General features: G+C 63.2%; 18 protein-coding genes and 1 pseudogene. 13 read left to right on the forward strand and 6 right to left on the reverse strand.

Features of this window, described 5'->3' with window-relative positions; all coding sequences use genetic code 11:
- Nucleotides 1-54: 54 nt before the first annotated feature.
- The gene (locus AC2T3R_RS11510) at nucleotides 55-504 is read right to left on the reverse strand and encodes a winged helix-turn-helix transcriptional regulator (protein WP_182328745.1); all 450 of its coding nucleotides are present in this window, start codon (nucleotides 502-504) and stop codon (nucleotides 55-57) included.
- 98 nt (nucleotides 505-602) lie between these two features.
- Here AC2T3R_RS11510 and AC2T3R_RS11515 point away from each other — a divergent pair, with 98 nt between their 5' ends.
- Complete coding sequence (locus tag AC2T3R_RS11515) at nucleotides 603-1544, forward strand: aromatic alcohol reductase (RefSeq protein ID WP_486745134.1); 942 nt, start codon at nucleotides 603-605, stop codon at nucleotides 1542-1544.
- A 339-nt stretch (nucleotides 1545-1883) separates the two neighbouring features.
- Here AC2T3R_RS11515 and AC2T3R_RS11520 read toward each other — a convergent pair whose 3' ends face one another.
- Nucleotides 1884-2798, reverse strand: coding sequence for a LysR family transcriptional regulator (locus tag AC2T3R_RS11520; protein ID WP_085663894.1), 915 nt, complete (start codon nucleotides 2796-2798; stop codon nucleotides 1884-1886).
- A gap of 268 nt (nucleotides 2799-3066) precedes the next feature.
- Here AC2T3R_RS11520 and speB point away from each other — a divergent pair, with 268 nt between their 5' ends.
- The 12 genes from speB to lipA all read left to right on the forward strand — a co-directional run bounded on the left by speB (nucleotide 3067) and on the right by lipA (nucleotide 19505).
- On the forward strand, nucleotides 3067-4038 hold the full coding sequence (gene speB, locus AC2T3R_RS11525) for an agmatinase (protein WP_023662744.1): 972 nt from the start codon (nucleotides 3067-3069) through the stop codon (nucleotides 4036-4038).
- Between the two features lie 15 nt (nucleotides 4039-4053).
- On the forward strand, nucleotides 4054-5562 hold the full coding sequence (locus AC2T3R_RS11530; protein WP_486745135.1) for an aldehyde dehydrogenase family protein: 1509 nt from the start codon (nucleotides 4054-4056) through the stop codon (nucleotides 5560-5562).
- 98 nt (nucleotides 5563-5660) lie between these two features.
- On the forward strand, nucleotides 5661-5840 hold the full coding sequence (locus AC2T3R_RS11535; RefSeq protein WP_031325569.1) for a hypothetical protein: 180 nt from the start codon (nucleotides 5661-5663) through the stop codon (nucleotides 5838-5840).
- Nucleotides 5837-7306 (forward strand): purine-cytosine permease family protein, encoded by a 1470-nt coding sequence (locus AC2T3R_RS11540; RefSeq protein ID WP_410952873.1) that lies wholly within the window; start codon nucleotides 5837-5839, stop codon nucleotides 7304-7306. Before AC2T3R_RS11535 ends, AC2T3R_RS11540 begins: the two co-directional genes overlap by 4 nt.
- Before the next feature lie 4 nt (nucleotides 7307-7310).
- Nucleotides 7311-8999, forward strand: a complete 1689-nt coding sequence (gene betA, locus AC2T3R_RS11545) for a choline dehydrogenase (protein WP_410952872.1) — start codon at nucleotides 7311-7313, stop codon at nucleotides 8997-8999.
- A 446-nt stretch (nucleotides 9000-9445) separates the two neighbouring features.
- Nucleotides 9446-10870, forward strand: a complete 1425-nt coding sequence (gene cycA, locus AC2T3R_RS11550) for a D-serine/D-alanine/glycine transporter (RefSeq protein ID WP_410952871.1) — start codon at nucleotides 9446-9448, stop codon at nucleotides 10868-10870.
- A gap of 81 nt (nucleotides 10871-10951) precedes the next feature.
- Complete coding sequence (locus AC2T3R_RS11555; RefSeq protein WP_486745136.1) at nucleotides 10952-12484, forward strand: sigma 54-interacting transcriptional regulator; 1533 nt, start codon at nucleotides 10952-10954, stop codon at nucleotides 12482-12484.
- 259 nt (nucleotides 12485-12743) lie between these two features.
- A complete protein-coding gene (gene gcvH / locus AC2T3R_RS11560; RefSeq protein WP_367245460.1) occupies nucleotides 12744-13121 on the forward strand; it encodes a glycine cleavage system protein GcvH in 378 nt (125 codons plus the stop codon).
- 14 nt (nucleotides 13122-13135) lie between these two features.
- The gene (gene gcvP / locus AC2T3R_RS11565) at nucleotides 13136-16006 is read left to right on the forward strand and encodes an aminomethyl-transferring glycine dehydrogenase (protein WP_486745137.1); all 2871 of its coding nucleotides are present in this window, start codon (nucleotides 13136-13138) and stop codon (nucleotides 16004-16006) included.
- Nucleotides 16007-16067: 61 nt separating this feature from the next.
- The gene (glyA, locus tag AC2T3R_RS11570) at nucleotides 16068-17321 is read left to right on the forward strand and encodes a serine hydroxymethyltransferase (RefSeq protein ID WP_085663887.1); all 1254 of its coding nucleotides are present in this window, start codon (nucleotides 16068-16070) and stop codon (nucleotides 17319-17321) included.
- A 66-nt stretch (nucleotides 17322-17387) separates the two neighbouring features.
- Nucleotides 17388-18512 carry a glycine cleavage system aminomethyltransferase GcvT gene (gene gcvT, locus AC2T3R_RS11575; protein ID WP_410952869.1) on the forward strand — a complete coding sequence of 375 codons (1125 nt, stop codon included), beginning with the start codon at nucleotides 17388-17390 and terminating at the stop codon, nucleotides 18510-18512.
- Between the two features lie 24 nt (nucleotides 18513-18536).
- Nucleotides 18537-19505 carry a lipoyl synthase gene (gene lipA, locus AC2T3R_RS11580; RefSeq protein WP_486745138.1) on the forward strand — a complete coding sequence of 323 codons (969 nt, stop codon included), beginning with the start codon at nucleotides 18537-18539 and terminating at the stop codon, nucleotides 19503-19505.
- A gap of 15 nt (nucleotides 19506-19520) precedes the next feature.
- Here the strand turns inward: lipA and AC2T3R_RS11585 are convergent.
- The 4 genes and pseudogenes from AC2T3R_RS11585 to AC2T3R_RS11600 form a co-directional block, all read right to left on the reverse strand.
- Nucleotides 19521-19695 (reverse strand): annotated as a pseudogene (locus AC2T3R_RS11585) (S-(hydroxymethyl)glutathione synthase); the annotation flags it as partial.
- A 15-nt stretch (nucleotides 19696-19710) separates the two neighbouring features.
- The gene (locus AC2T3R_RS11590) at nucleotides 19711-20844 is read right to left on the reverse strand and encodes an aminotransferase class V-fold PLP-dependent enzyme (RefSeq protein ID WP_410952867.1); all 1134 of its coding nucleotides are present in this window, start codon (nucleotides 20842-20844) and stop codon (nucleotides 19711-19713) included.
- 408 nt (nucleotides 20845-21252) lie between these two features.
- Entirely contained in the window at nucleotides 21253-21714 is a 462-nt protein-coding gene (locus tag AC2T3R_RS11595; RefSeq protein WP_156859478.1) for a type II toxin-antitoxin system YhaV family toxin, read from the reverse strand.
- Nucleotides 21714-22031, reverse strand: a complete 318-nt coding sequence (locus AC2T3R_RS11600) for a type II toxin-antitoxin system PrlF family antitoxin (protein WP_085719882.1) — start codon at nucleotides 22029-22031, stop codon at nucleotides 21714-21716. The genes AC2T3R_RS11595 and AC2T3R_RS11600 overlap by 1 nt, the downstream gene beginning before the upstream one ends.
- Nucleotide 22032 lies beyond the last annotated feature (1 nt).

Here is a 22032-nt window from a genome sequence, read left to right on the forward strand (position 1 = left end):
TTTTGCTAGGTCAAATCGAGTGCTACTTATCTTAATGAGGGTGCACGCTATCGATTACTCTGGATCAAAGAGTGCCGGGGTGGGGATTTGCCAGGCGGGCTTTTTTTCACCTTGACTGTCGAAAGCGCGACGCGCCTCGCGGAATTCCTCGGCGTTTTCGACCACCCACATCCAAACGGGGGACATCCGAACCAACAGCTCCATACCCAGCGGCGTCAGCTCGTATTCGACGCGCGGTGGAATTTCCTCGAACTCCCGTCGAAGCAGTAATCCATCCCGCTCCATGGCGCGTAGCGTCTTGGTGAGCATTCGCTGGGTCACCCCAGTCATCTGTCTTTTTATCTCGGCGTGGCGCATCGTGCCGTACACGCCCAAGGCATGCAGGATGCCCAATGACCATCGGCTACCTGCGTGAGCGAGGACTTCCCGCCTGACGCCATCATCATCTTCTCGGAGCGTTTGGCAGATGGCTTCTGCCTGGCTCAGAGCGTCCTGATTGGTCATTTATTCCTCCTAGGTATCACGCGTGTGCCTTCTTACGAGTACTGCCTGATCATGCCAGCATTTGCTCATGTTATAGGCATCACGCCTCAGGAGGAATCATGACCGAAGCAACCCCACTTGCCCCTCAATCCATTCTTGTTCTCGGCGCCGGGGAACTTGGTCTCCCGGTTTTGCGCAATCTCGTGCGAGTGGCAAAACGCGCACCCGGTTCCCAAATCAGCGTTCTTCTCCGAGAGTCGACCATCAACACCCAGATACCGGAGAAAAAGGCCGAAATCGAGGAGCTTCGCGGGCTGGGCATTCAGATGGTCGCAGCGGACCTGGTGAACGATTCAATTGAACAGTTAGCTGAAGTGTTCGCCCGGTTCGATACCGTCATAGGCTGTGCCGGCATGGTCGCGGGTCGAGAAACCCCCATGAAACTGGCAACCGCAGCGCTAAAGTCGGGGGTGAAGCGCTACTTCCCGTGGCAGTTTGGCGTGGATTTCGAAGTGATCGGTCGGGGCAGCCCCCAAGATCTTTTCGATTCTCAACTCGATGTACGCGAGGCGCTTCGTGCGCAAGACAAAACTGAATGGGTCATTATCTCGACGGGCATGTTCACCAGCTTCCTTTTCGAGCCCGTATTTGAGGTCGTCGACTTCGACAATGACACCGTTAACGCTCTCGGCAGTCTTGAGAACAGCGTGACGCTCACTACACCAGACGACATCGGCGCTCTCACGGCGGAAATCGTCTTCTTCGAACCTCGCTTCCGCAACGAGATTGTCTATCTCTCAGGCGACACGGTGTCGTATGGACAAGTCGCGAACATCCTCGAACATGCGCTGGGTCGTCCGTTCAAAACTAACGTGTGGACTGTTCCGTTCCTGATGGATGAGCTGAGAAAAGACTCTACCCATCACATCAAAAAGTACCGTGCTGTGTTCGCACAGGGCAGAGGTGTGGCATGGCCTAAATCGGGAACCTTCAACGAACAGCAGTCGATTCCAGTAACCACCGCTGAGCAATGGGCTCGGGCGAACCTTGGGGGCAAGTGAGCGCGACGACAGGTAGCTGACTTGCCGAGAACTCCTAGGCTCGACAGTGGACGCTGATAACTAGGTTGAGCGTTTAGAGGGCGACAAGCTGTCTAGACTTCAGCGTAGGGCCTCAGTGTCCGCAATGGGTCGAAAGCGGTCGGTCGCGATCAGCTACCTGCGACCTGTAGCCGGTCAGCGGCGACACAGGCGGGGACGTTGTAATCGACCACTTGCTTGACGTTTACCAATACCCTCATAGGTTCTCCAGTCATTGATGTTGGGGCGGCGGGCAGGGGGGCAACGACGGCAGCGCAGTATTGGCGGGTGGGGATCGTCCGTTTCGAGTAGCGGGGTGAATCAGGGGGAGCCGGGCTGGGAGGCGCAGGCATCGAGGTCTTCGAGGAACGCCTGCAGGATGGGTGGGCGCGATACGCCGCGGCGGGTGACCACATCGAACGGCGAGCAGAGGTCCAGCAGGCTGGCACCCAGGCGACGCATGTCGCCCGTCTTGATCCATTGCTCGGCGAAGTGCACCGGCAAGAAGCCGATATAGGCGCCGGAAATGATCAGGATCGCCGCTGCCTCGATGTTCTCCACGGTTGCATCGGCCTTGGTGATGCCCAACTGCTCCAGGTCGTACTGCTGCATGTAGCCACGCACCACGATCCGGCTCTGGCGCACGTCCTCCATCAGCCGACCGTTGCTCGCGTTGCTGGCGAACAGCGGGTGGCGCCGGCCACAGTAAAGTCCCAGGGCCTCGTCATACAGCGGCTGGTAGGACAACCCCGCGACCCGCAATGGGAAGTGGCCGATGGCCAGGTGCAGCCTGCCGTCGAGCACGCGCTCTTCGAGTTCCGCCGGGGCACCGATATAGATGTGCAGGTGGGCATCGTGCCCACGCGAAACAAAGCGCTGGGTGGTGCGCGGCAGGGGCGAGACGGGGTCGGTCAGGGTGGAGTCGATGATGCCCAGGTTGAGCTTGCCGCTGATGTGCTGCTTGAGCACGTCGGCGTCCATGCAGAAGCTCTCAACGGCACTGAGCAGGCGCAGGGTCGCTTCATGGATGGCCACCCCTTGCTCGGTCAGGCGAAAGCCACTGCGCCCGCGCTGGCAGAGCTTGACCCCCAGGCGGGTTTCCAGGTGCGACATCTGTTCGCTTATGGTCGACTGGCCGGCGTTGAGCGCGGCCTGTGCCGCAGAAAAGCCGCCGCACCTGACGATCGTGGTGAATACCCTGAGCAGTTTAAGGTCGACATCGTGCAGCTGGATCACCGTAGCCTCCCGGCCGGGTGTCACATCGCCAGTGCTGATATGAACACCCGTGCATTGTTCTTGTCGCGCAAGCTAACCATGAGTACCTGGCCGCTGCAATGCCTGGTATCGCCGGGTTTAACCACCGGCAGATACTTCGGATAGGGCGATGTATGTATCTGCACTTGCGCATTTTTCCTCGCTGGCACGGTTGCCATAGTGGATCGCAACGGTGGTCGAGCAGTCGCCCCGTCTCCTGAAACAGAACAAGAACTGGAGAAACCAGAACATGGCAAAGCACGGTTACGAGTCCGGCCGCCTGAACCTGCCCTTCGTGGGCCATTGCACGTTTGCCAAGGCCCCGGTGTGCACCGACTGGGCGGCGATCGACGCCGATGTGGCAATCCTCGGTGCGCCCAACGACATGGGCACCCAGTGGCGTTCGGGGGCACGTTTCGGACCCCGCGGCATTCGCGAGGCATCGACCCTGTTCTCCTTCGGCCATGCTGGCGCCTACGACTTCGAGGATGACGCCACCTACCTGACCGAAGACCAGGTCCGCATGGTCGACGTTGGCGATGCCGATATCGTGCACACCGACATGGCCAGCAGCAACGCCAACATCGAGTCGGCGGTGCGGCAGATCCTTGCAGCGGGGGCCATGCCGGTGGTGCTGGGCGGTGACCATTCGGTGCACGCCCCGGTCATCAAGGCGTTCGAAGGCCATGGGCCGATCCATATCGTGCACTTCGATGCCCACCTGGATTTCGTCGACGAGCGCCATGGCGTGCGCTACGGGCACGGCAGCCCGCTGCGCCGCGCTTCGGAGCTGGAACACATTGTCGGCATGACCCAGATGGGCATCCGCAACGTGTCGTCTTCCAACCGCGACGACTACGATGCCGCACGTGAGGCCGGTTCGCAGATCCTGTCGGTACGTGACGTGCGCCGCCTGGGCTGCGCGGGCGTGCTGGCGAAAATCCCCGAAGGCCGCAACTACTACATCACCATCGATATCGACGGCTTCGACCCGTCCATCGCCCCGGGCACCGGCACGCCGAGCCATGGCGGATTCTTGTACTACGAAGTGCTGGAGATCATCCAGGCACTGGCGCAGCGCAGCCACGGCCGGATTGTCGGCATGGACCTGGTAGAAGTGGCCCCGGCCTACGACCCCACCGGCATGACCTCGATCCTCGCCGCGCAACTGCTGATGAACAGCATCGGCTTCATCTTCCACGCGCGCGCCAAAGCCCGCTGACTCGGAGACTGTCCTGTGGACCACAAGGTAAAAGACTACTTGCAGGCCTTTGGTGTATCCGAGGCGACCCAGCACTTTCTCGGCAAACCGCAGCGCATGTTCATTGGCGGCGCCTGGCTCGAGGCCAGCGACGGTGGCAGTGCCGAGGTGCTCGAGCCGTCCACCGAGGGTGTGCTGACGCGCATCCCCATGGCCACTGCGGATGACCTTGATCGTGCCGTGCGCGCAGCACGTGCGCAGTTCGATGGCGGTGCCTGGAGCCAGCTCAAGCCACTGGAGCGCGAGCGCCTGATCCATCGCCTGGCCGACCTGATCGAGACCCACGGCGACGAACTGGCGCAGATCGAAGCCATCGACATGGGTAAGTCGGTCGCCCAGGCACGCGCGGTCGATATCCAGGGCACGGTCGATACCCTGCGCTATTTCGCCGGCTGGGCCAGCAAGATCCACGGCCGCACGGTCGAGCCTTCGCTGCCAGGGAACTACCTGGCGTACACGCGCAAGGAGGCGGTGGGGGTGGTCGGTGCCATCGTGCCGTGGAACTTCCCGCTGCAGACCATGGCCTGGAAGCTCGGCGCGGCGCTGGCCACCGGTTGCACGGTGGTGGTCAAGCCGGCAGAGCTGACTTCGTTGTCGGCGCTGCGCTTTGCCGAGCTGGTGCAGGCCTCGGGTATTCCCGACGGGGTGGTAAACATCGTGACCGGGCGCGGCAGCGTGGTCGGCGAGGCGATGTCCCGTCACCCGGGCATCGACAAGCTGAGCTTTACCGGTTCGACACCGGTCGGCTGCTCGGTGGGCAAATCGGCGATGGACCAGATGAAACGCCTGACCCTGGAGCTGGGCGGCAAGTCGCCAGTGATCGTGTTCGCCGATGCGGACATCGAGGCAGCGGCGCAAGCCGTGGCCAACGGGGTGTTCTTCAACTCCGGGCAGGTGTGCGACGCCGGCACCCGTGCGTATGTCGAACGCAGTGTCTACCCGGCGTTCCTCGAAGCGCTGGCCAGGTACACCGCCACCCTGAAGATCGCCCCGGGCCTGGACCCGGACTGTTTCATAAGCCCCATGGTGTCGCTCCAGCAACAGCAGCGGGTGCTGGACTACATCGCCCTGGGCAAGGCCGAAGGCGCGCAGGTGTACTACGGCGGCGAGCCGCTCGACGGCCCGGGCTTCTTCGTGCAGCCCACGATCTTCGCCAACTGCAGCAACGACATGCGCGTGGTTCGCGAGGAGATCTTCGGCCCGGTGCTGGTGACCCAGCCGTTCGACACCCAGGAACAAGCGCTGGCCCTGGCCAACGATTCGGAGTTCGGCCTGGCGGCGGCGATCTACTCCAACGACCTGGGCAAGGTCCATGGGCTGATTCCGCACCTGCGTGCGGGCACGGTGTACGTCAATGCCCACAGCACCCTGGACCCGTCCATGCCGTTCGGTGGCTACAAGCAGTCGGGCTATGGCAAGGACATGGGCGCAGAACAACTGGAGTTCCTGCTGGAGACCAAGGCGGTCTGGATCACCTTGCCCTGAGGTAACAGGGCCGTCCTGCGCCGCTGAAGGTTGGCGAGCGGCGCAGGTTTATCGAATGCATCAAATTTCAAGAACAAGAACCTGTCGAGGTGATGCCGATGAACAGCCAAGTGGATATCGAGCGAGCGCAAGACCTGGAAAGGCGCTTGCGCGCCTATGAAGAACTGGAGAACAAAGCGCACTGGCCGGGCGCATTGACGGTGGCCGACGTGGTGGCACTGGCCCTGCTGACGCTGGTGATGGTTGCCGGCGCGTACTACCTGGGAGGCCAGCCATGAGTGCTTCCCGCGAGCAAGAATTTCGCCTGAGCGCGGAACGTGGCGACACCCCCTTGCTGCCCAGTGAGCGGGTTTGGGGTTTCTGGGGGTTTGCCTACGCCAACTCGGCGCTGGCGGTGGCCACCTGGGTGTTCCTGATCGGCGGCGCCACCGCGCTGTTCGTCGGGCCCTTGCAAGGGATTGCCGCAATCATCATCGGCAACATCATCGGCGTGGTCCTCGCCGCGTCGTCCACCTGCCTGCCGTGTGGCAAGTACGGCGTCGAGCAGTTCACCTTCCTGCGCAGCATGTTCGGCCTCAATGGCAGCCGCCTGGTGTACTTCCTCTCGGTGGTGGTGCTGACCATGGGCTGGCTGGCGGTGCTGGGGCTGATGTGCGGGCGGGCGCTGGACAATCTGGAAACCCTGGTACAGCAGAGCCAGCCCAACGGTGATGGCTGGCTGGTAACCGCGGGAGGCTTGCTGGCCATCGTGCTGGCGGCGCTGGTGGCCATGCGCGGGCCGGACATGATCCGCCGGCTGAGCGCGGTGATCGCGCCCAGCCTGATCCTGATCATGCTGGCACTGATGTACTTCATCTCCGGTCGCTACAGCTTCGACGAACTGCTGGCCATGCCGCCTTTGCAGCCACCGTTCGAGAACCCGCACGTCAACTTCATGGTCGCGGTGGAGATCAACATCGCCGCGGGCTTCTCCTGGTGGCCCTACATCGGCAACCTGTCGCGCCTGTGCAGCAACCAGCGCACGGCCTTCTGGCCCAACCTGGTGGGCATCTTCGCTGCGGCGTCGCTGGGCGAGTCAATCAGCCTGTTCGCCGCCACTACCCTGGGCAGCAGCGACCCTACCGCGTGGATGCGCCTGGCCGGCGGCATGGGGTTCGGCGTCATCGCCCTGAGCTTCCTGGCGCTGGCCAACCTGACCGGCATGGTCAACATCCTCTACACCGCGGTGATCGGCTTGCGCCAGCTGGGCGGCGAGCGCCTGCGCAGCGTGGGCTGGGGGGTACTGATCGGCCTGTTCTGCATCATCCCGTTATTGATCGTGGTGTTCCTGCCGGGGATCTACGACGGCTTCTTCATCTTCCTGGTGTGGACATCCGCGCTCAACAGCGCCCTGGCCGGCATCGGCATCGCCGATTACTTCTTTTTGCGCAAGCAGCGCCTGAACCTGCGCCAGCTCTACGCCGAACAGAGCGTATCGCCGTTGCGCTACTGCAAAGGCTTCAACCCCATCGCGCTGCTGGCGCTGGTGGCGGGCTTCGCGATCTATGTGGTGGTGTTCAACCCGCAGACGCTGGCCCATACCGACTTCTTCACCTTCGCCACCGCCTCGCTGCCGTCCTGCCTGCTGGCCGGGCTGGTGCACTACGGCCTGACCCGGCTGCTGGCGGCGCGCCTGGGCTGGGGCGGCTACCCAAAGCGCAATGAACACAATATCCAGGCTGCCAGCCTTCGTGTACAGGACTAGAACCATGACCAAGCGATACGACTACATCATCATCGGCGCAGGCTCTGCTGGCTGCGTCCTGGCCAACCGCTTGAGCGAAGACGCCGGTACCTCGGTGCTGGTCCTGGAGTTCGGCGGCAGCGACCGCAGTGTGCTGATCCAGATGCCCAGTGCCTTCTCGTTGCCGATGAACACCAAGAAGTACAACTGGCGCTACGAGACCGTCGCCGAAGCGCACCTGGACAACCGCCGCCTGCATTGCCCGCGGGGCAAGGTGCTGGGCGGCTCGTCCTCGATCAATGGGCTGGTCTACATCCGTGGCCATGCCTGCGACTTCGATGAATGGGAAAGCCTGGGGGCGAAGAACTGGAGCTACCGTTACTGCCTGCCGTACTTCAAGCGTGCCGAGCAGTACAAGTTTGGCGGTGACGACTACCGCGGCGGCATGGGGCCGCTGGCCACCAACAACGGCAACAACATGCAGAACCCGCTGTACGGCGCCTGGGTCGAGGCCGGTGCCGAAGCCGGCTATATCAAGACCGACGACTGCAACGGCTACATGCAGGAAGGCTTTGGTGCCATGCACATGACGGTCAAGGATGGCGTGCGCTGGTCCACGGCCAACGCCTATCTGCGCCCCGCCATGAGCCGGCCGAACCTGACCGTGATCACCCATGCCATGACCCGGCGCATCCTGCTCGATGGCAAGCGGGCGGTGGGCGTGGAATATGATCACGGCGGCCAGACCCACAAGGTCCTGTGCAACCGCGAGGTGCTGGTGGCGTCCGGCCCGATCGGTTCGCCGCACTTGTTGCAACGCTCCGGCATCGGCCCCGAGGCCGTGCTGAAGAAGGCTGGCATCGAGGTGCGCCACCCCTTGCCTGGGGTGGGCGAGAACCTGCAGGACCACTCGGAAATCTACATCCAGTATGCGTGCAAGGAGCCGGTGACCCTCAACGGCAAGATGAACCTGCTGGGCAAGGCGATGATCGGTCTGCGCTGGTTGCTGTTCAAGGACGGTCTGGGCGCGAGCAACCACTTTGAGGCGGGCGGTTTCATCCGCTCATCCAAGGGCCTGCGCTGGCCGGACATCCAGTTCCACTTCCTGCCGGCGGCCATGCGCTATGACGGCGACAAACCGTTCAAGGGCCATGGTTTCATGGTGCTGACCGGGCCCAACAAGCCCAAGAGCCGCGGCCATGTGCGGGCGCTGTCGGCCGACCCGTACCAACATCCGGAAATCCGCTTCAACTACCTCGAGAGCGAGGAAGACCGGGAGGGCTTCCGCCGCTGTGTGCGGCTGACCCGCGAAATCATCGCCCAGCCGGCCATGGACCGTTTCCGCGGCGAGGAACTGGCGCCCGGGCCGCAGGTGCAGACCGATGAGCAGATCGACGCATTCGTGCGCGCCAACATGGAAAGCACCATGCACCCGTGCGGCTCGTGCCGGATGGGCGAGGATGACATGGCAGTGGTCGACTCGACATTGCGTGTGCATGGCCTGCAGGGGCTGCGGGTGATCGACTCCTCGGTGTTCCCGAGCGAGCCCAATGGCAACCTCAACGCGCCGACCATCATGCTGGCCGAACGCGCTGCCGACCTGGTGCGCGGGCGCCAGCCGCTGGCACCGAGCGATGTGCCGGTTGGCCTGGTTGGGGGCTGGGAGGAGCAGCAACGCAGCCGTGCGCCGCTGCGCGAGATGCCTGTCCGCTAGATAGCCGGGCTGACGCGTTCGGTGCAGGAGCGTCCTTGTGTCGCGATAGGGCTGCGCAGCAGCCCCAGGATTTCAGCGCAGAAGCGAACATTGCCGGGGCCGCTTTGCGGCCCTATCGCGACACAAGGCCGCTCCTACAGGGGATCGCGTCAGCCTGGCGGACTGAATGCGCTCCATTGGAATGATTTCGATACAGAATGGGGAGGGGCAGCGCTCAGTGTGCCCCGGGGCTGCTCGAACGCCTGATTGGCACGGTTTTCTGGAGTGACTTCTTTACAGCCACGAAAGCCCTGATTGAATAAAACCCCGCCAACTAGCGCTATTGGCGTTTGGCACAGAGCTTGCTCTCTACCTTGCACGCGATCGGACTTGAAAGTTGTTCATCCGGTCTCGAGGTTTGAACTTGTGACGTTATAAAAACAATTAGACTAGCAAGGTAGAAAACAATGAATAACTTGCCCCACGGTCACCGCCCGCCTGATGGTGACGCACACGAACTCAAGCGTAACCTGTCCAACCGCCATATCCAGTTGATCGCCATTGGCGGTGCTATCGGCACCGGCCTATTCATGGGCTCTGGCAAGACCATCAGCCTGGCGGGGCCCTCCATCATCTTTGTCTACATGATCATCGGCTTCATGCTGTTCTTTGTCATGCGGGCAATGGGCGAACTGTTATTGTCCAACTTGAAGTACAAGTCGTTCATCGATTTCTCGGCTGACCTGCTCGGCCCGTGGGCGGGGTTCTTCACCGGCTGGACCTACTGGTTCTGCTGGATTGTCACCGGTATCGCCGACGTGATCGCCATCTCTGCCTATTCGCAGTTCTGGTTCCCCGACATCCCCTTGTGGATACCGGCGTTGGCGTGTGTCGGCCTGTTGCTCAGCTTGAACCTGATGACGGTGAAGATGTTCGGCGAAATGGAGTTCTGGTTCGCCATGATCAAGATCGTCGCCATCTGCGCGCTGGTCTGCACCGGGTTCTACATGGTGGCGGTGGCTTACCAGTCGCCGGCCGGGCATGCGGCATCGCTGGCCAACCTGTGGAATGACGGTGGCATGTTCCCCCATGGCGCCATGGGCTTCTTTGCCGGCTTCCAGATTGCGGTGTTTGCCTTCGTCGGCGTCGAACTGGTGGGGACCACCGCCGCCGAAACCAAGAACCCGGAACGCAACCTGCCACGGGCGATCAACTCGATTCCCTTGCGCATCATCGTCTTCTACGTGCTCGCGCTGGTCGCCATCATGGCCGTCACACCCTGGCGTGAAGTGGTGGCCAACAAGAGCCCCTTCGTCGAGCTGTTCGTACTGGCCGGTCTGCCGGCAGCCGCGGGCATCATCAACTTCGTGGTGCTGACCTCGGCCATGTCGTCGGCCAACAGCGGCGTGTTCTCGACCAGCCGCATGCTTTACGGCCTGGCAGTGGATGGCGATGCGCCTGGCAAGTTCGGTGCGCTGTCCTGCCGCGCGGTACCTTCCAACGGCCTGATCTTTTCCTGTGTGTGCCTGACGGGCGGGGCGCTGGTCATCTACCTGGTGCCGAACATGCTCGAGGCCTTCACGCTGATCACCACGGTGTCGGCACTGCTGTTCATGTTCGTCTGGTCGATCATCCTGCTGTCGTACCTGGCGTACCGCAAGCAGCGTGGCCCGTTGCACCAGGCGTCGATGTACAAGATGCCGGGCGGCACGTTCATGTGCCGGGTGTGCCTGGTGTTCTTCGCCTTCATCCTGGCCTTGCTGGCGCTGGAGGCTGACACCCGCAGCGCGTTGTACCTGATGCCGGTCTGGTTTGTCGTGCTGGGCCTGGCCTATCGATCGATCTGGCGGAAAAGGCAGCAGGCCATGCAGCTGTCATTCGATGCCGATTGATCACCTTATTCACGTTTTGCCCAAGGGGGACGGCGTGCTGCGCTGTCCCCCTGTCGTCTTTTTGCCAAGCAGGGAATCTTTATGAGAATCCACGTCAACTTTGTCGACCGTGTCGGTATCACTCAGGAAATCCTCTCGCTGCTTGGGGCGCGCAACCTCAATCTTGATGCGGTGGAGATGATTCCGCCCAACGTCTACATCGATGCCCCAACCTTGTCCCCGGTGGTGCTGGACGAACTCTACGCTGCCCTGATGGGCGTGGACGGCGTGCAGGAGGTGGCGCTGGTCGACTTCCTCCCCGGCCACCGCCGGCGCCTGCAGCTGGAGGCATTGCTGGCGGCGATGAGCGACCCGGTGCTGGCGGTGGACCCTGGCGGTCATGTGCTGCTGGCGAACCCGACCCTGGTCGCCCTGGTGGGGCGCGAGCCGGCCGGTGAGCCGTTGAACAGGTTGTTTGCCGAGCCGGACCTGGCCAAGACCCTGATCGACAGGGGCTTCCGCCTGCCAATGTGCGAGGTGGGCTTTCAGGGCCAGGCCCTGCTGCTGGAGGCCACGCCGATCAGCGGTGGCGCCGATGGCCTGGTGGGTGGCCTGCTGACCTTGTACCCACCCAGCCGCATCGGCGAGCGCCTGGCCTCGCTGCTGCATGACAACAGCGAAGGCTTGGGGGCGTTGCTGGGCGAGTCGGCGGCGCTGCAGGCGCTCAAGGCCCGCCTGCACAAGGTGGCGAGCCTGGAGGCGCCGGTATTGATCCAGGGCGAGACCGGTACGGGCAAGGAACTGGTGGCCCGTGCCTGCCACGCGCTGAGTGCACGGCGCGATGCCTCGTTCCTGGCGCTGAACTGCGCGGCATTGCCCGAGAGCCTGGCCGAAAGCGAGCTGTTCGGCTACGCCGCCGGTGCCTTCACCGGCGCCCAGCGCGGCGGTAAACCGGGCCTGCTGGAACTGGCCGATGGCGGTACGGTGTTTCTCGATGAAGTGGGCGAGATGTCGCCGTACCTGCAGGCCAAGCTGCTGCGTTTTCTCAATGACGGCAGTTTTCGCCGGGTGGGCGGTGGCAGCGAAGTGCAGGTGAATGTGCGGGTGGTCTGCGCCACCCACCGCAACCTGGAAAACATGGTGATCGAGGGCGGCTTTCGCGAAGACCTCTACTATCGCCTCAACGTGCTCAACCTGCAGGTGCCGCCGCTGCGTGAGCGCGGCAAGGATATCCTGCTGCTGGCCGAGCATTTCCTGCGCCAGGCCTGTGCGCAGATCCAGCGCGCCCCGTGCCGGCTGGCGCTGGCCACCCATCCGCTGCTGCTGGGCAATCGCTGGTCCGGCAATGTGCGCCAGTTGCAGAACGTGATCTTCCGTGCGGCGGCCATCAGCGAAGGGGACGTGATCGACTGCGATGACCTGGAGCTGGCTGGCACCGCCCTGAGCAGCCAGCAAGCCGAGGGGCTGGAGATCGTCAGCCTCGAAGCGGCCGTGCAGGCATTTGAAAAATCCTTGCTGGAAAAGCTGTACACGAGCTACCCCTCGACCCGGCAACTGGCGGTGCGCTTGCAGACTTCGCACACGGCGATCGGCCAGCGTTTGCGCAAGTACGGCATCGCTAGTCGGGTCTCGTAGCCGGCCCGGTGCGAATACGCTCCGCTGGAGTGATTATGCTCCAGGCGGGCGTGGTCCCGGGTTCATTGGCCCGTGCTGTCAGGGTTGGCTGCCGGGCCCAGGCCACGGAGCGAATACGCTCCATCGCGCAGGCTTGGGATGGACCGAAATAAAACAGTAAGCCATTGATGTATAAGTATTTTAGTGAGTTGGCATCACCCTTGCTATGTATCAGTCAGTCCTGCATCAGGACCTATCTGATAACAAGAGAGGAAGATCCATGAGCACGCTGCGTTTTACTCCTGAACACGAATGGCTGCGTCTGGAAGCGACTGGCGAGTTGACCGTCGGCATCACCAGCTATGCCCAGCAGGCCCTGGGTGACGTGGTGTTCGTGCAACTGCCGGAGCCGGGCGAGTACGGAGAGGGCAACGAAGTCGCGGTGCTCGAGTCGGTCAAGGCCGCCAGCAACATCACCATGCCTTTGCGCGGCACCGTGGTGGCCGTCAACCAGGCCCTGGCCGACGACCCCGAGCTGGTCAACACCTCGCCCATGCAGGACGGCTGGTTCTTCCGCATCCAGGCGGCCAACCTGTCGGAGCTCGACGGCCTGATGGACCAGGACGGCTACGACCGCTTCCTGGCCGACAACGCCTGAGCCAGGGGGCAGAGATGACCAACGCATCCATCCCGCTGGGCACTGACAACGAATTCATCGCCCGCCACATCGGCCCGCGCGAGGGCGATATCGACGCCATGCTGGCGCTGGTCGGCCATGACTCACTGGAAGCCCTGATCGACAGCGTCATCCCCGCCAGCATCAGGGGCACCAGCGTGCTCGAGCTGAGCAAGGGGCAGGGCGAGGCTGAAGCCCTGGCCGCACTCAAGGCCATCGCTGCGAACAACCAGCTGTTCAGCAACCACATCGGCCAGGGCTATTACTCTTGCCACACGCCCACGCCGATCCTGCGCAACCTGCTGGAGAACCCGGCCTGGTACACCGCCTACACGCCATACCAGCCGGAAATCTCCCAGGGCCGCCTGGAGGCGTTGCTGAACTTCCAGACCCTGGTCAGCGACCTCACCGGCATGCAGATCGCCAACGCCTCGTTGCTCGACGAAGCCACCGCCGCCGCCGAGGCCATGACCTTCTGCAAGCGCCTGGCGAAGAACAAGGCCCCGGCGTTCTTCGCGTCCAGCCATTGCCACCCGCAGACCCTCGATGTGCTGCGTACCCGTGCCCAGCCACTGGGTATCGAAGTGGTCATCGCTGATGAAGCGTTGCTGGATGGCCAAGCCCTGGACGGCTATTTCGGCCTGTTGCTGCAGTACCCGGCCAGCACTGGTGCCATCACCGACCACCGCGCCCTGGTACAACGCGCCCATGCGGCGGGTGCGCTGGTGGCTGTGGCCGCTGACCTGCTGGCACTGACCTTGCTGACCCCACCGGGTGAGTTCGATGCCGACGTGGTGCTGGGCAGCGCCCAGCGCTTCGGCGTGCCGCTGGGTTTTGGCGGCCCGCATGCGGCGTACTTCGCCACCCGCGATGCGTTCAAGCGCGACATGCCCGGCCGCCTGGTGGGCGTTTCCATCGACCGCTTCGGCAAGCCGGCCCTGCGCCTGGCCATGCAGACCCGCGAACAACACATCCGCCGTGAAAAGGCCACCAGCAACATCTGCACCGCGCAGGTGCTGCTGGCCAACATCGCCAGCATGTATGCGGTCTACCACGGTCCCCAGGGCCTGGAGCAGATCGCCCGGCGTGTGCACCGGCTGACCGCGATCCTGGTGCAAGGGCTGAAACAGCTCGGGCACAAGGTCGAGCAGGCGCACTTCTTCGACACCATCAGCGTGGTCACCGCGAGCCCTTTGGCCGATGTGCTGGCTGCCGCCAATGCGGCACGCCTGAACCTGCGCCTGGTTGACGAACTGCGGGTTGGTGTGTCGCTGGATGAAACCTGCGAACAGGCCAGTGTCGAGGCCCTGTGGCAGGTGTTCGCCGAACCCGGCCAGGCGCTTCCAAGCTTCACCGCGTTGGCCGCCGGCAGCAGCGATTGCCTGCCCGTGCCACTGCTGCGCGCGACCCCGTTCCTGCTACACCCGGTGTTCAACCGCTACCATAGCGAAACCGAACTGATGCGCTACCTGCGCCGCCTGGCCGACAAGGACCTGGCCCTGGACCGCAGCATGATCGCGCTCGGCTCGTGCACCATGAAGCTCAATGCCGCCAGCGAGATGGTCCCGATCACCTGGCCCGAGTTCGGCGCCCTGCACCCATTCGCCCCGGCTGAGCAGTCGCAGGGTTACCGCCAGCTGACCGATGAACTGGAGGCCATGCTCTGCGCGGCCACCGGCTATGACGCCATGTCGCTGCAGCCCAATGCCGGTTCCCAGGGTGAGTATGCCGGCCTGCTGGCGATCCGCGCCTACCACGCCAGCCGTGGCGAGGCAGGGCGCGATGTATGCCTGATCCCGTCGTCGGCCCATGGCACCAACCCGGCCACGGCGCAGATGGCCGGCATGCGGGTGGTGGTGGTCAACTGCGACGAGCGTGGCAACGTCGATGTCGCCGACCTGCAGCTCAAGGCCGAGCAGCACAGGGCGCAGTTGGCTGCGCTGATGATCACCTACCCCTCGACCCACGGCGTGTTCGAAGATGCCATCACCCGCATCTGCGACATCATTCACGAGCACGGCGGCCAGGTGTACCTGGATGGCGCCAACATGAACGCCATGGTCGGCCTGTGCGCCCCGGGCAAGTTCGGTGGCGACGTGTCGCACCTGAACCTGCACAAGACCTTCTGCATCCCCCATGGCGGTGGCGGCCCCGGTGTCGGCCCGATTGGCGTCAAGGCGCACCTGGCGCCGTTCCTGCCCGGTCACGCCCATCTGGCGAACCCGCGGGGCGCGGTCAGCGCGGCGCCTTATGGCAGTGCCAGCATCCTGCCAATCACCTGGATGTACATCCGTATGATGGGCGGGGAAGGGCTCAAGCGCGCCTCGCAGCTGGCGATCCTCAATGCCAACTACATCGCCCGCCGCCTGGAGGACCACTACCCGGTGCTGTACACCGGCGAGAACGGACTGGTCGCCCACGAGTGCATCCTCGACCTGCGCCCGCTCAAGGACAGCAGCGGCATCAGCGTCGAGGACGTGGCCAAGCGCCTGATCGACTTCGGCTTCCATGCCCCGACCATGTCCTTCCCGGTGGCTGGCACGCTGATGGTCGAGCCGACCGAGAGTGAATCCAAGGAAGAACTGGACCGCTTCTGCGCAGCGATGATCTGCATCCGCGAGGAAATCCGCGCCGTGGAAAACGGCACCCTGGACAAGCTCGACAACCCGCTGAAGAACGCCCCGCATACCGCCACCGAACTGGTGGGCGAATGGCCCCACGGCTATGCCCGGGAGCTGGCGGTGTACCCGCTGGCCGAACTGCGCGACAGCAAGTACTGGCCGCCGGTGGGGCGCGTGGACAACGTCTACGGCGACCGCAACCTGGCCTGTGCCTGCCCGCCGCTGTCGAGCTATCAAGATGCCTGACCCTGCTGGCCCGGACGCTTCCGGACCGTGCTTGCCGACCGAACAACAAGGAATCTCACCCATGTTCCACAAAAGCCTGACCCTGTCCGATTTCGACCCTGCACTGTCCGCGGCCATCGGCCGTGAAGTGCAGCGCCAGGAAGACCACATCGAGCTGATCGCTTCGGAAAACTACACCAGCCCCCAGGTGATGCAGGCCCAGGGCACCGAACTGACCAACAAGTACGCCGAAGGCTACCCGGGCAAGCGTTACTACGGGGGCTGCGAGCATGTCGATGTGGTCGAGCAGCTGGCCATCGACCGCGCCAAGCAGTTGTTCGGTGCCGGTTATGCCAACGTCCAGCCACACTCGGGCTCCCAGGCCAACGCGGCGGTCTACCTGGCCCTGCTGCAGGCCGGTGATACCTTGCTGGGCATGAGCCTGGCTCACGGCGGCCACCTGACCCACGGGGCCAAGGTGTCGTCCTCGGGCAAGCTGTACAACGCCGTGCAATACGGCATCGATGCCAACGGCCTGATTGACTACGACGAAGTCGAGCGCCTGGCGGTCGAGCACCAGCCGAAGATGATCGTGGCTGGTTTCTCGGCCTACTCGAAGACCCTCGACTTCCCGCGTTTCCGGCAGATCGCCGACAAGGTCGGGGCCTACCTGTTCGTCGACATGGCCCACGTTGCCGGGCTGGTCGCGGCAGGCCTGTACCCCAACCCGCTGCCGTATGCCGATGTGGTCACCACCACCACCCACAAGACCTTGCGCGGGCCGCGTGGCGGCCTGATTCTGGCCAAGGCCGACCCGGAGCTTGAGAAAAAACTCAACTCGGCGGTGTTCCCAGGCGGGCAGGGCGGGCCGCTGATGCACGTGATCGCGGCCAAGGCGGTGTGCTTCAAGGAGGCCCTGGCGCCTGGTTTCAAGGATTACCAGCGCCAGGTCATCAGCAACGCCCAGGCCATGGCGCAGGTGTTCATGCAGCGCGGTTTCGACGTGGTCTCCGGTGGCACCGACAACCATCTGTTCCTGGTCAGCCTGATCCGCCAGGGCATCACCGGCAAGGATGCCGACGCCGCGCTGGGCCGTGCGCACATCACGGTGAACAAGAACGCGGTGCCCAACGACCCGCAGTCGCCGTTCGTGACCTCGGGCCTGCGCATCGGTACCCCGGCAGTGACTACCCGTGGGCTCAAGGAGGCGGAATGCCGCGCCTTGGCGACCTGGATCTGCGACATCCTCGACCATCTCGGTGATGCCGACGTCGAGGCCCAGGTGGCGCGCCAGGTGGCAGCGCTGTGCAAGCTGTTCCCTGTCTATCCGGCCTGACCTCAGGGCTTGGCGGCTGTCGGCAGTGTGCCGGCAGCCCATATCATCGAAGGCCAGGAGCCAGCCATGACCACAGAACAACTGCAACAAACCCCGCTGCACGACCTGCACCTGGCGCTGGGGGCACGCATGGTGCCATTCGCCGGTTATGCCATGCCGGTCCAGTACCCGCTGGGTGTGCTCAAGGAACACCTGCACACCCGTGAACAGGCTGGTCTGTTCGACGTTTCGCACATGGGCCAGATCCGCCTGCGCGGCGCAGAGGCCGCCAGGGCGTTGGAAGCGCTGGTGCCGGTCGACATCATCGACCTGCCGGTGGGCATGCAGCGCTATGCGCTGTTCACCAATGACGATGGCGGCATCCTCGACGACCTGATGGTGGCCAGGCTGGGTGACGACGAGCTGTTGCTGGTGGTCAACGCCGCCTGCAAGGAGCAGGACCTGACCTACATGCGCCAGCACCTGGAAGGTTATTGCGAGGTCGAGTCGTTGTTTGCCAGCCGGGCCTTGCTGGCCCTGCAAGGCCCGGCGGCGGCCAAGGTACTGGCGCGACTGGCGCCCCAGGTTGCCGGCATGACTTTCATGCAGTTCGCCAGTGTGAGGCTGCTGGGTGTCGACTGTTACGTCAGCCGCTCGGGCTACACCGGCGAAGACGGCTACGAAATCTCGGTACCGGTCGAGGCGGCGCCCATGCTTGCCCGTTCGATGCTGGCCGAAGCCGAGGTCCAGCCCATCGGCCTGGGGGCCCGTGATTCGCTACGCCTGGAGGCCGGGCTGTGCCTGTACGGCCATGACATGGCGGTGCACACCACGCCGATCGAGGCCAGCCTGGGCTGGGCGATCTCCAAGGCCCGGCGTGCCGAGGGTGAGCGCGCTGGCGGCTTCCCCGGCGCCGAGCGCATCCTTGCCCAGCAGCACGAAGGCGTGGCCAGCAAGCGCGTGGGCCTGCTGCCTGCAGAGCGCGTGCCGGTGCGTGAAGGGGCAGTGATCGTCGATGCTCGGGAGCAGGTGATCGGCCGGGTCACCAGTGGCGGTTTCGGTCCCAGCCTGGGCGCGCCGCTGGCGATGGGCTACCTGCAGAGCGAGCAGGCAGCGCTGGGCACGCAAGTGTTCGCCCAGGTGCGCGGCAAGCACGTGCCGATGCAGGTGGTGCGCACACCGTTCGTGGCGCAACGTTACTACCGTGGCTAAAGGCCAGACTGTCGGAGCATGAGCATGAGTGAAATCCAGACTGCCCCTACGCACCCGCAGCCCTTGCAGGCCGGGGTGAAACTGCGCGGCGCCGACAAGGTGGCGCGCATCCCGGTGAAAATCCTGCCCACCGAGCAGGTGCCGCGCAAACCCGACTGGATTCGCGTGGAGATTCCCACCACGCCGGAAGTGGCACGGGTCAAGGCCCTGCTGCGCAAACACAAGCTGCACAGCGTGTGCGAAGAGGCGTCCTGCCCGAACCTGGGCGAGTGTTTCTCGGGCGGCACGGCGACGTTCATGATCATGGGCGACATCTGTACCCGCCGTTGCCCGTTCTGCGATGTCGGCCATGGCCGGCCCAAACCACTGGATGCCGATGAGCCGACGAACCTTGCCATCGCCATTGCCGACCTTGGCCTGAAGTATGTGGTGATCACCTCGGTGGACCGTGACGACCTGCGCGATGGCGGCGCCCGCCACTTCGCCGATTGCCTGCGCGAGATCCGCAGGCTGTCGCCGGGTATTCAGCTGGAAACCCTGGTGCCGGATTACCGTGGCCGTATGGACGTTGCTCTGGACATCACGGCGCAAGAGCCGCCAGACGTGTTCAACCACAACCTGGAAACCGTGCCGCGCCTGTACCGGGCGGCACGGCCGGGCTCGGACTTCGAGTGGTCACTGGACCTGCTGGAGCGCTTCAAGCAACGCCTGCCGGCGGTACCGACAAAGTCCGGCCTGATGCTAGGCCTGGGCGAGACCGATGCCGAGGTGGTCGAGGTGATGCAGCGCATGCGTGAGCATCAGGTTGACATGCTGACCCTGGGGCAGTATCTGCAACCGTCCCGCAGCCACTTGCCGGTGCAGCGCTTCGTGCACCCTGACACCTTCGCCATGCTTGCCGAGCAGGCCTTGGCGATGGGGTTCAGAAACGTGGCCTCCGGGCCGCTGGTGCGCTCGTCTTACCACGCTGACCGGCAACTGCAAGCAGTTTAAGGGTTCAGATCACCATCATTCGCGGTAAGTGCCTTTTTGCTTGGCGGCGTGAACCGCGAGTGCATCCATGAGTGGGGGGCGACAAGCAGTCGTAAGGTTCCAGGCCAAGTACACGCAGACGCTCGCGAATTGCCGCCATCTGTGCCGGTGGCGTGCCGCTTTCGATCACCGAGGACACGAAAGCGGCAAATGCCAGGATGAGGCCTTAGTTCACCATCACTTCGTCCAGTGCCTGCTCGAGGGTGCTGACCGTGCGCTCGATATTGTGCAGTTTTTCGAGCCCGAACAGACCGATGCGGAAGGTCTGGAAGTCGGCCGGCTCGTCACATTGCAACGGCACTCCGGCGGCAATCTGCAGGCCGTGCTCGACAAATTTCTTACCGCTCTTGATATCGGCATCATCGGTGTAGCTCACCACTACGCCCGGGGCCTGAAAGCCGGCTGCGGCCACGCTCTTGATGCCTTTGCCAGTCAACATGGCGCGCACCCGATCGCCCAGAGCCTGTTGTTCGCCGCGGACCTTGTCGAAACCGTAGGCTCGCATCTCGTTGATTACTTTGTTAAATCGCGCGAGAGAGTCGCTGGGCATGGTCGCATGGTAGGCATGCCCGCCCTGTTCGTAGGCCTGCATGATCTGCAGCCACTTTTTCAGGTCGCAGGCGAAACTGCTGCTTTGCGTCTGCTCGATACGCTCCAGGGCCAAAGCACTGAGCATCACCAGGGCGCAGCAAGGGGAGGCGCTCCAGCCTTTCTGTGGAGCGCTGATCAGCAGGTCGACTGCGCACTTTTGCATATCAACCCATATCGTGCCTGAGGCGATGCAGTCGAGCACGAACAGGCCGCCCACCGCATGTACAGCGTCGCCGACGGCCCGCAGGTAATCGTCGGGCAGGATAATCCCGGATGAGGTTTCAACGTGGGGGGCGAAGACAATCTGCGGCTTGTGCGCCTTTATCGCCGCCAGCACTTCGTCCAGAGGGGGCGGAGCGTAGGCAGCCTGGCGACCAGTGTCGACCGGTCGGGCTTTCAGCACCGTGGTGGCCGCCGGGATGTTGCCCGTCTCAAGGATCTGGCTCCAGCGATAACTGAACCAGCCGTTGCGTATCACCAGGCATTGCTGACCGGTGGCAAACTGGCGCGCTACCGATTCCATGCCGAATGTACCGCTGCCTGGCACTACCGCAACAGCCTGGGCGTTATAGACCTGTTTCAGGGTTCTGGAAATGTTCTTCATCACGCCTTGAAACGTCTGCGACATGTGATTGAGCGAGCGGTCGCTGTACACCACCGAGTACTCGACCAGCCCCTCAGGATCAATGCTGGGATAAAGCTTCGACATGGGTGACTCCTTTGGCAGAGATGTCATTGGTATCGACCCTGTCCTTAGCCTTGTCAAATGGCAAGATTGATCGGGACTGATGAAATACATGTAATACCGCGGCGCCTGCTTCGCGGGTGAAGCCGCTCCCACAGGGGGGGCGTGGCGTTCTTGCCGGCCAAGCGTGAAAGCCTTGATCCATAGCGCCTGGGCCATTTGCGCGATGAGGTGTTGGGGATCGTGCTCAGAGACTGTCCGGATCCCCGAAGAAACATTTGGCCCTTCATATAAATCAAATGGTTATGAACGGGGAATTGGTTTTGTACCCGCAGATGTACCCCTTTTTACAGCAGCTACGAGTGGATTACAGTGGACGCACCGGGGGCGGGGCTGGCGCAGAACGTGCAATCCCTCACCCATTTGCGCATCTTATGCTTTGGGCTCGTCCCAGTCGCTACGCGTCGCAGCAGTCAGCGCATCCCAGTCATCAGGAGGGTTGCCGCGGCCCAGCATCTTCTCGAATACGGCGTAGGGATCGGATTTGCTGCCTGCGGACCGTAGGGTGTTTTCGTCGTTGACCCATGCATAGACGATGACCTTGGACCTTGAGTCGTAGCGAAAGAACAGCCGAAAACGCCTGCCGATTTTTGCGCGCCGCCAATGTCGGTAGGCGGTGCCCAGCGTGTTGCCTTGGCGGAACTCATCACGGCCCGGGTCGGCAGGCACAGCCTCCATGATCAGATGGCTCAATGCCCGAAACAGCTTGACGTTGGCGTTGCTCTCAAAACCTTGCGGATCGTTCTGCTCGGCTCGGGCGGCGGCTTCTTGCAATTTGCGTAGCTGTAAAGTCACACCTTCATGGAACAACAGTGTCCAGCCATGTCGCAGCATCAGATCGCGACCTCACCGTCGATATCTTCGTCCAGGTTTACAGGGTGGTTTGCATTGGCGAGCATGGTTTGCGCCAAGTCTTCCGGCAGGGTGGTGAGGTTGCGTCCGTTTCGGATATCAGCCTCCAGCAAACCCAGGAACGCACCGATGGCAGGGTCTTCGTGGGTGGTTTCTACGCGGCTGACCACGATTTCACCCCCGCGTACGTCGAATGCAATCTTGCCACCGGTGTCAATGCCCAAAAGCTGGCGAACGGATTTGGGCAGTGTGACCTGCCCCTTCGAGGTCAATGTGGCGATTTCGTGGATGGCAGGCATG

The sequence above is a fragment of the Pseudomonas sp. PVC-5-1 genome (assembly GCF_057444345.1).

Excerpts from the sequence above, each read along its gene's own strand:
- AC2T3R_RS11510 (WP_182328745.1), bottom strand. The coding sequence starts at position 504 with ATGACCAATCAGGACGCTCTGAGCCAGGCAGAAGCCATCTGCCAAACG.
- AC2T3R_RS11515 (WP_486745134.1), top strand. The coding sequence starts at position 603 with ATGACCGAAGCAACCCCACTTGCCCCTCAATCCATTCTTGTTCTCGGC.
- speB (WP_023662744.1), top strand. The coding sequence starts at position 3,067 with ATGGCAAAGCACGGTTACGAGTCCGGCCGCCTGAACCTGCCCTTCGTG.
- AC2T3R_RS11535 (WP_031325569.1), top strand. The coding sequence starts at position 5,661 with ATGAACAGCCAAGTGGATATCGAGCGAGCGCAAGACCTGGAAAGGCGC.
- AC2T3R_RS11540 (WP_410952873.1), top strand. The coding sequence starts at position 5,837 with ATGAGTGCTTCCCGCGAGCAAGAATTTCGCCTGAGCGCGGAACGTGGC.
- betA (WP_410952872.1), top strand. The coding sequence starts at position 7,311 with ATGACCAAGCGATACGACTACATCATCATCGGCGCAGGCTCTGCTGGC.
- cycA (WP_410952871.1), top strand. The coding sequence starts at position 9,446 with ATGAATAACTTGCCCCACGGTCACCGCCCGCCTGATGGTGACGCACAC.
- AC2T3R_RS11555 (WP_486745136.1), top strand. The coding sequence starts at position 10,952 with ATGAGAATCCACGTCAACTTTGTCGACCGTGTCGGTATCACTCAGGAA.
- gcvH (WP_367245460.1), top strand. The coding sequence starts at position 12,744 with ATGAGCACGCTGCGTTTTACTCCTGAACACGAATGGCTGCGTCTGGAA.
- gcvP (WP_486745137.1), top strand. The coding sequence starts at position 13,136 with ATGACCAACGCATCCATCCCGCTGGGCACTGACAACGAATTCATCGCC.
- glyA (WP_085663887.1), top strand. The coding sequence starts at position 16,068 with ATGTTCCACAAAAGCCTGACCCTGTCCGATTTCGACCCTGCACTGTCC.
- gcvT (WP_410952869.1), top strand. The coding sequence starts at position 17,388 with ATGACCACAGAACAACTGCAACAAACCCCGCTGCACGACCTGCACCTG.
- lipA (WP_486745138.1), top strand. The coding sequence starts at position 18,537 with ATGAGTGAAATCCAGACTGCCCCTACGCACCCGCAGCCCTTGCAGGCC.
- AC2T3R_RS11590 (WP_410952867.1), bottom strand. The coding sequence starts at position 20,844 with ATGTCGAAGCTTTATCCCAGCATTGATCCTGAGGGGCTGGTCGAGTAC.
- AC2T3R_RS11595 (WP_156859478.1), bottom strand. The coding sequence starts at position 21,714 with ATGCTGCGACATGGCTGGACACTGTTGTTCCATGAAGGTGTGACTTTA.
- AC2T3R_RS11600 (WP_085719882.1), bottom strand. The coding sequence starts at position 22,031 with ATGCCTGCCATCCACGAAATCGCCACATTGACCTCGAAGGGGCAGGTC.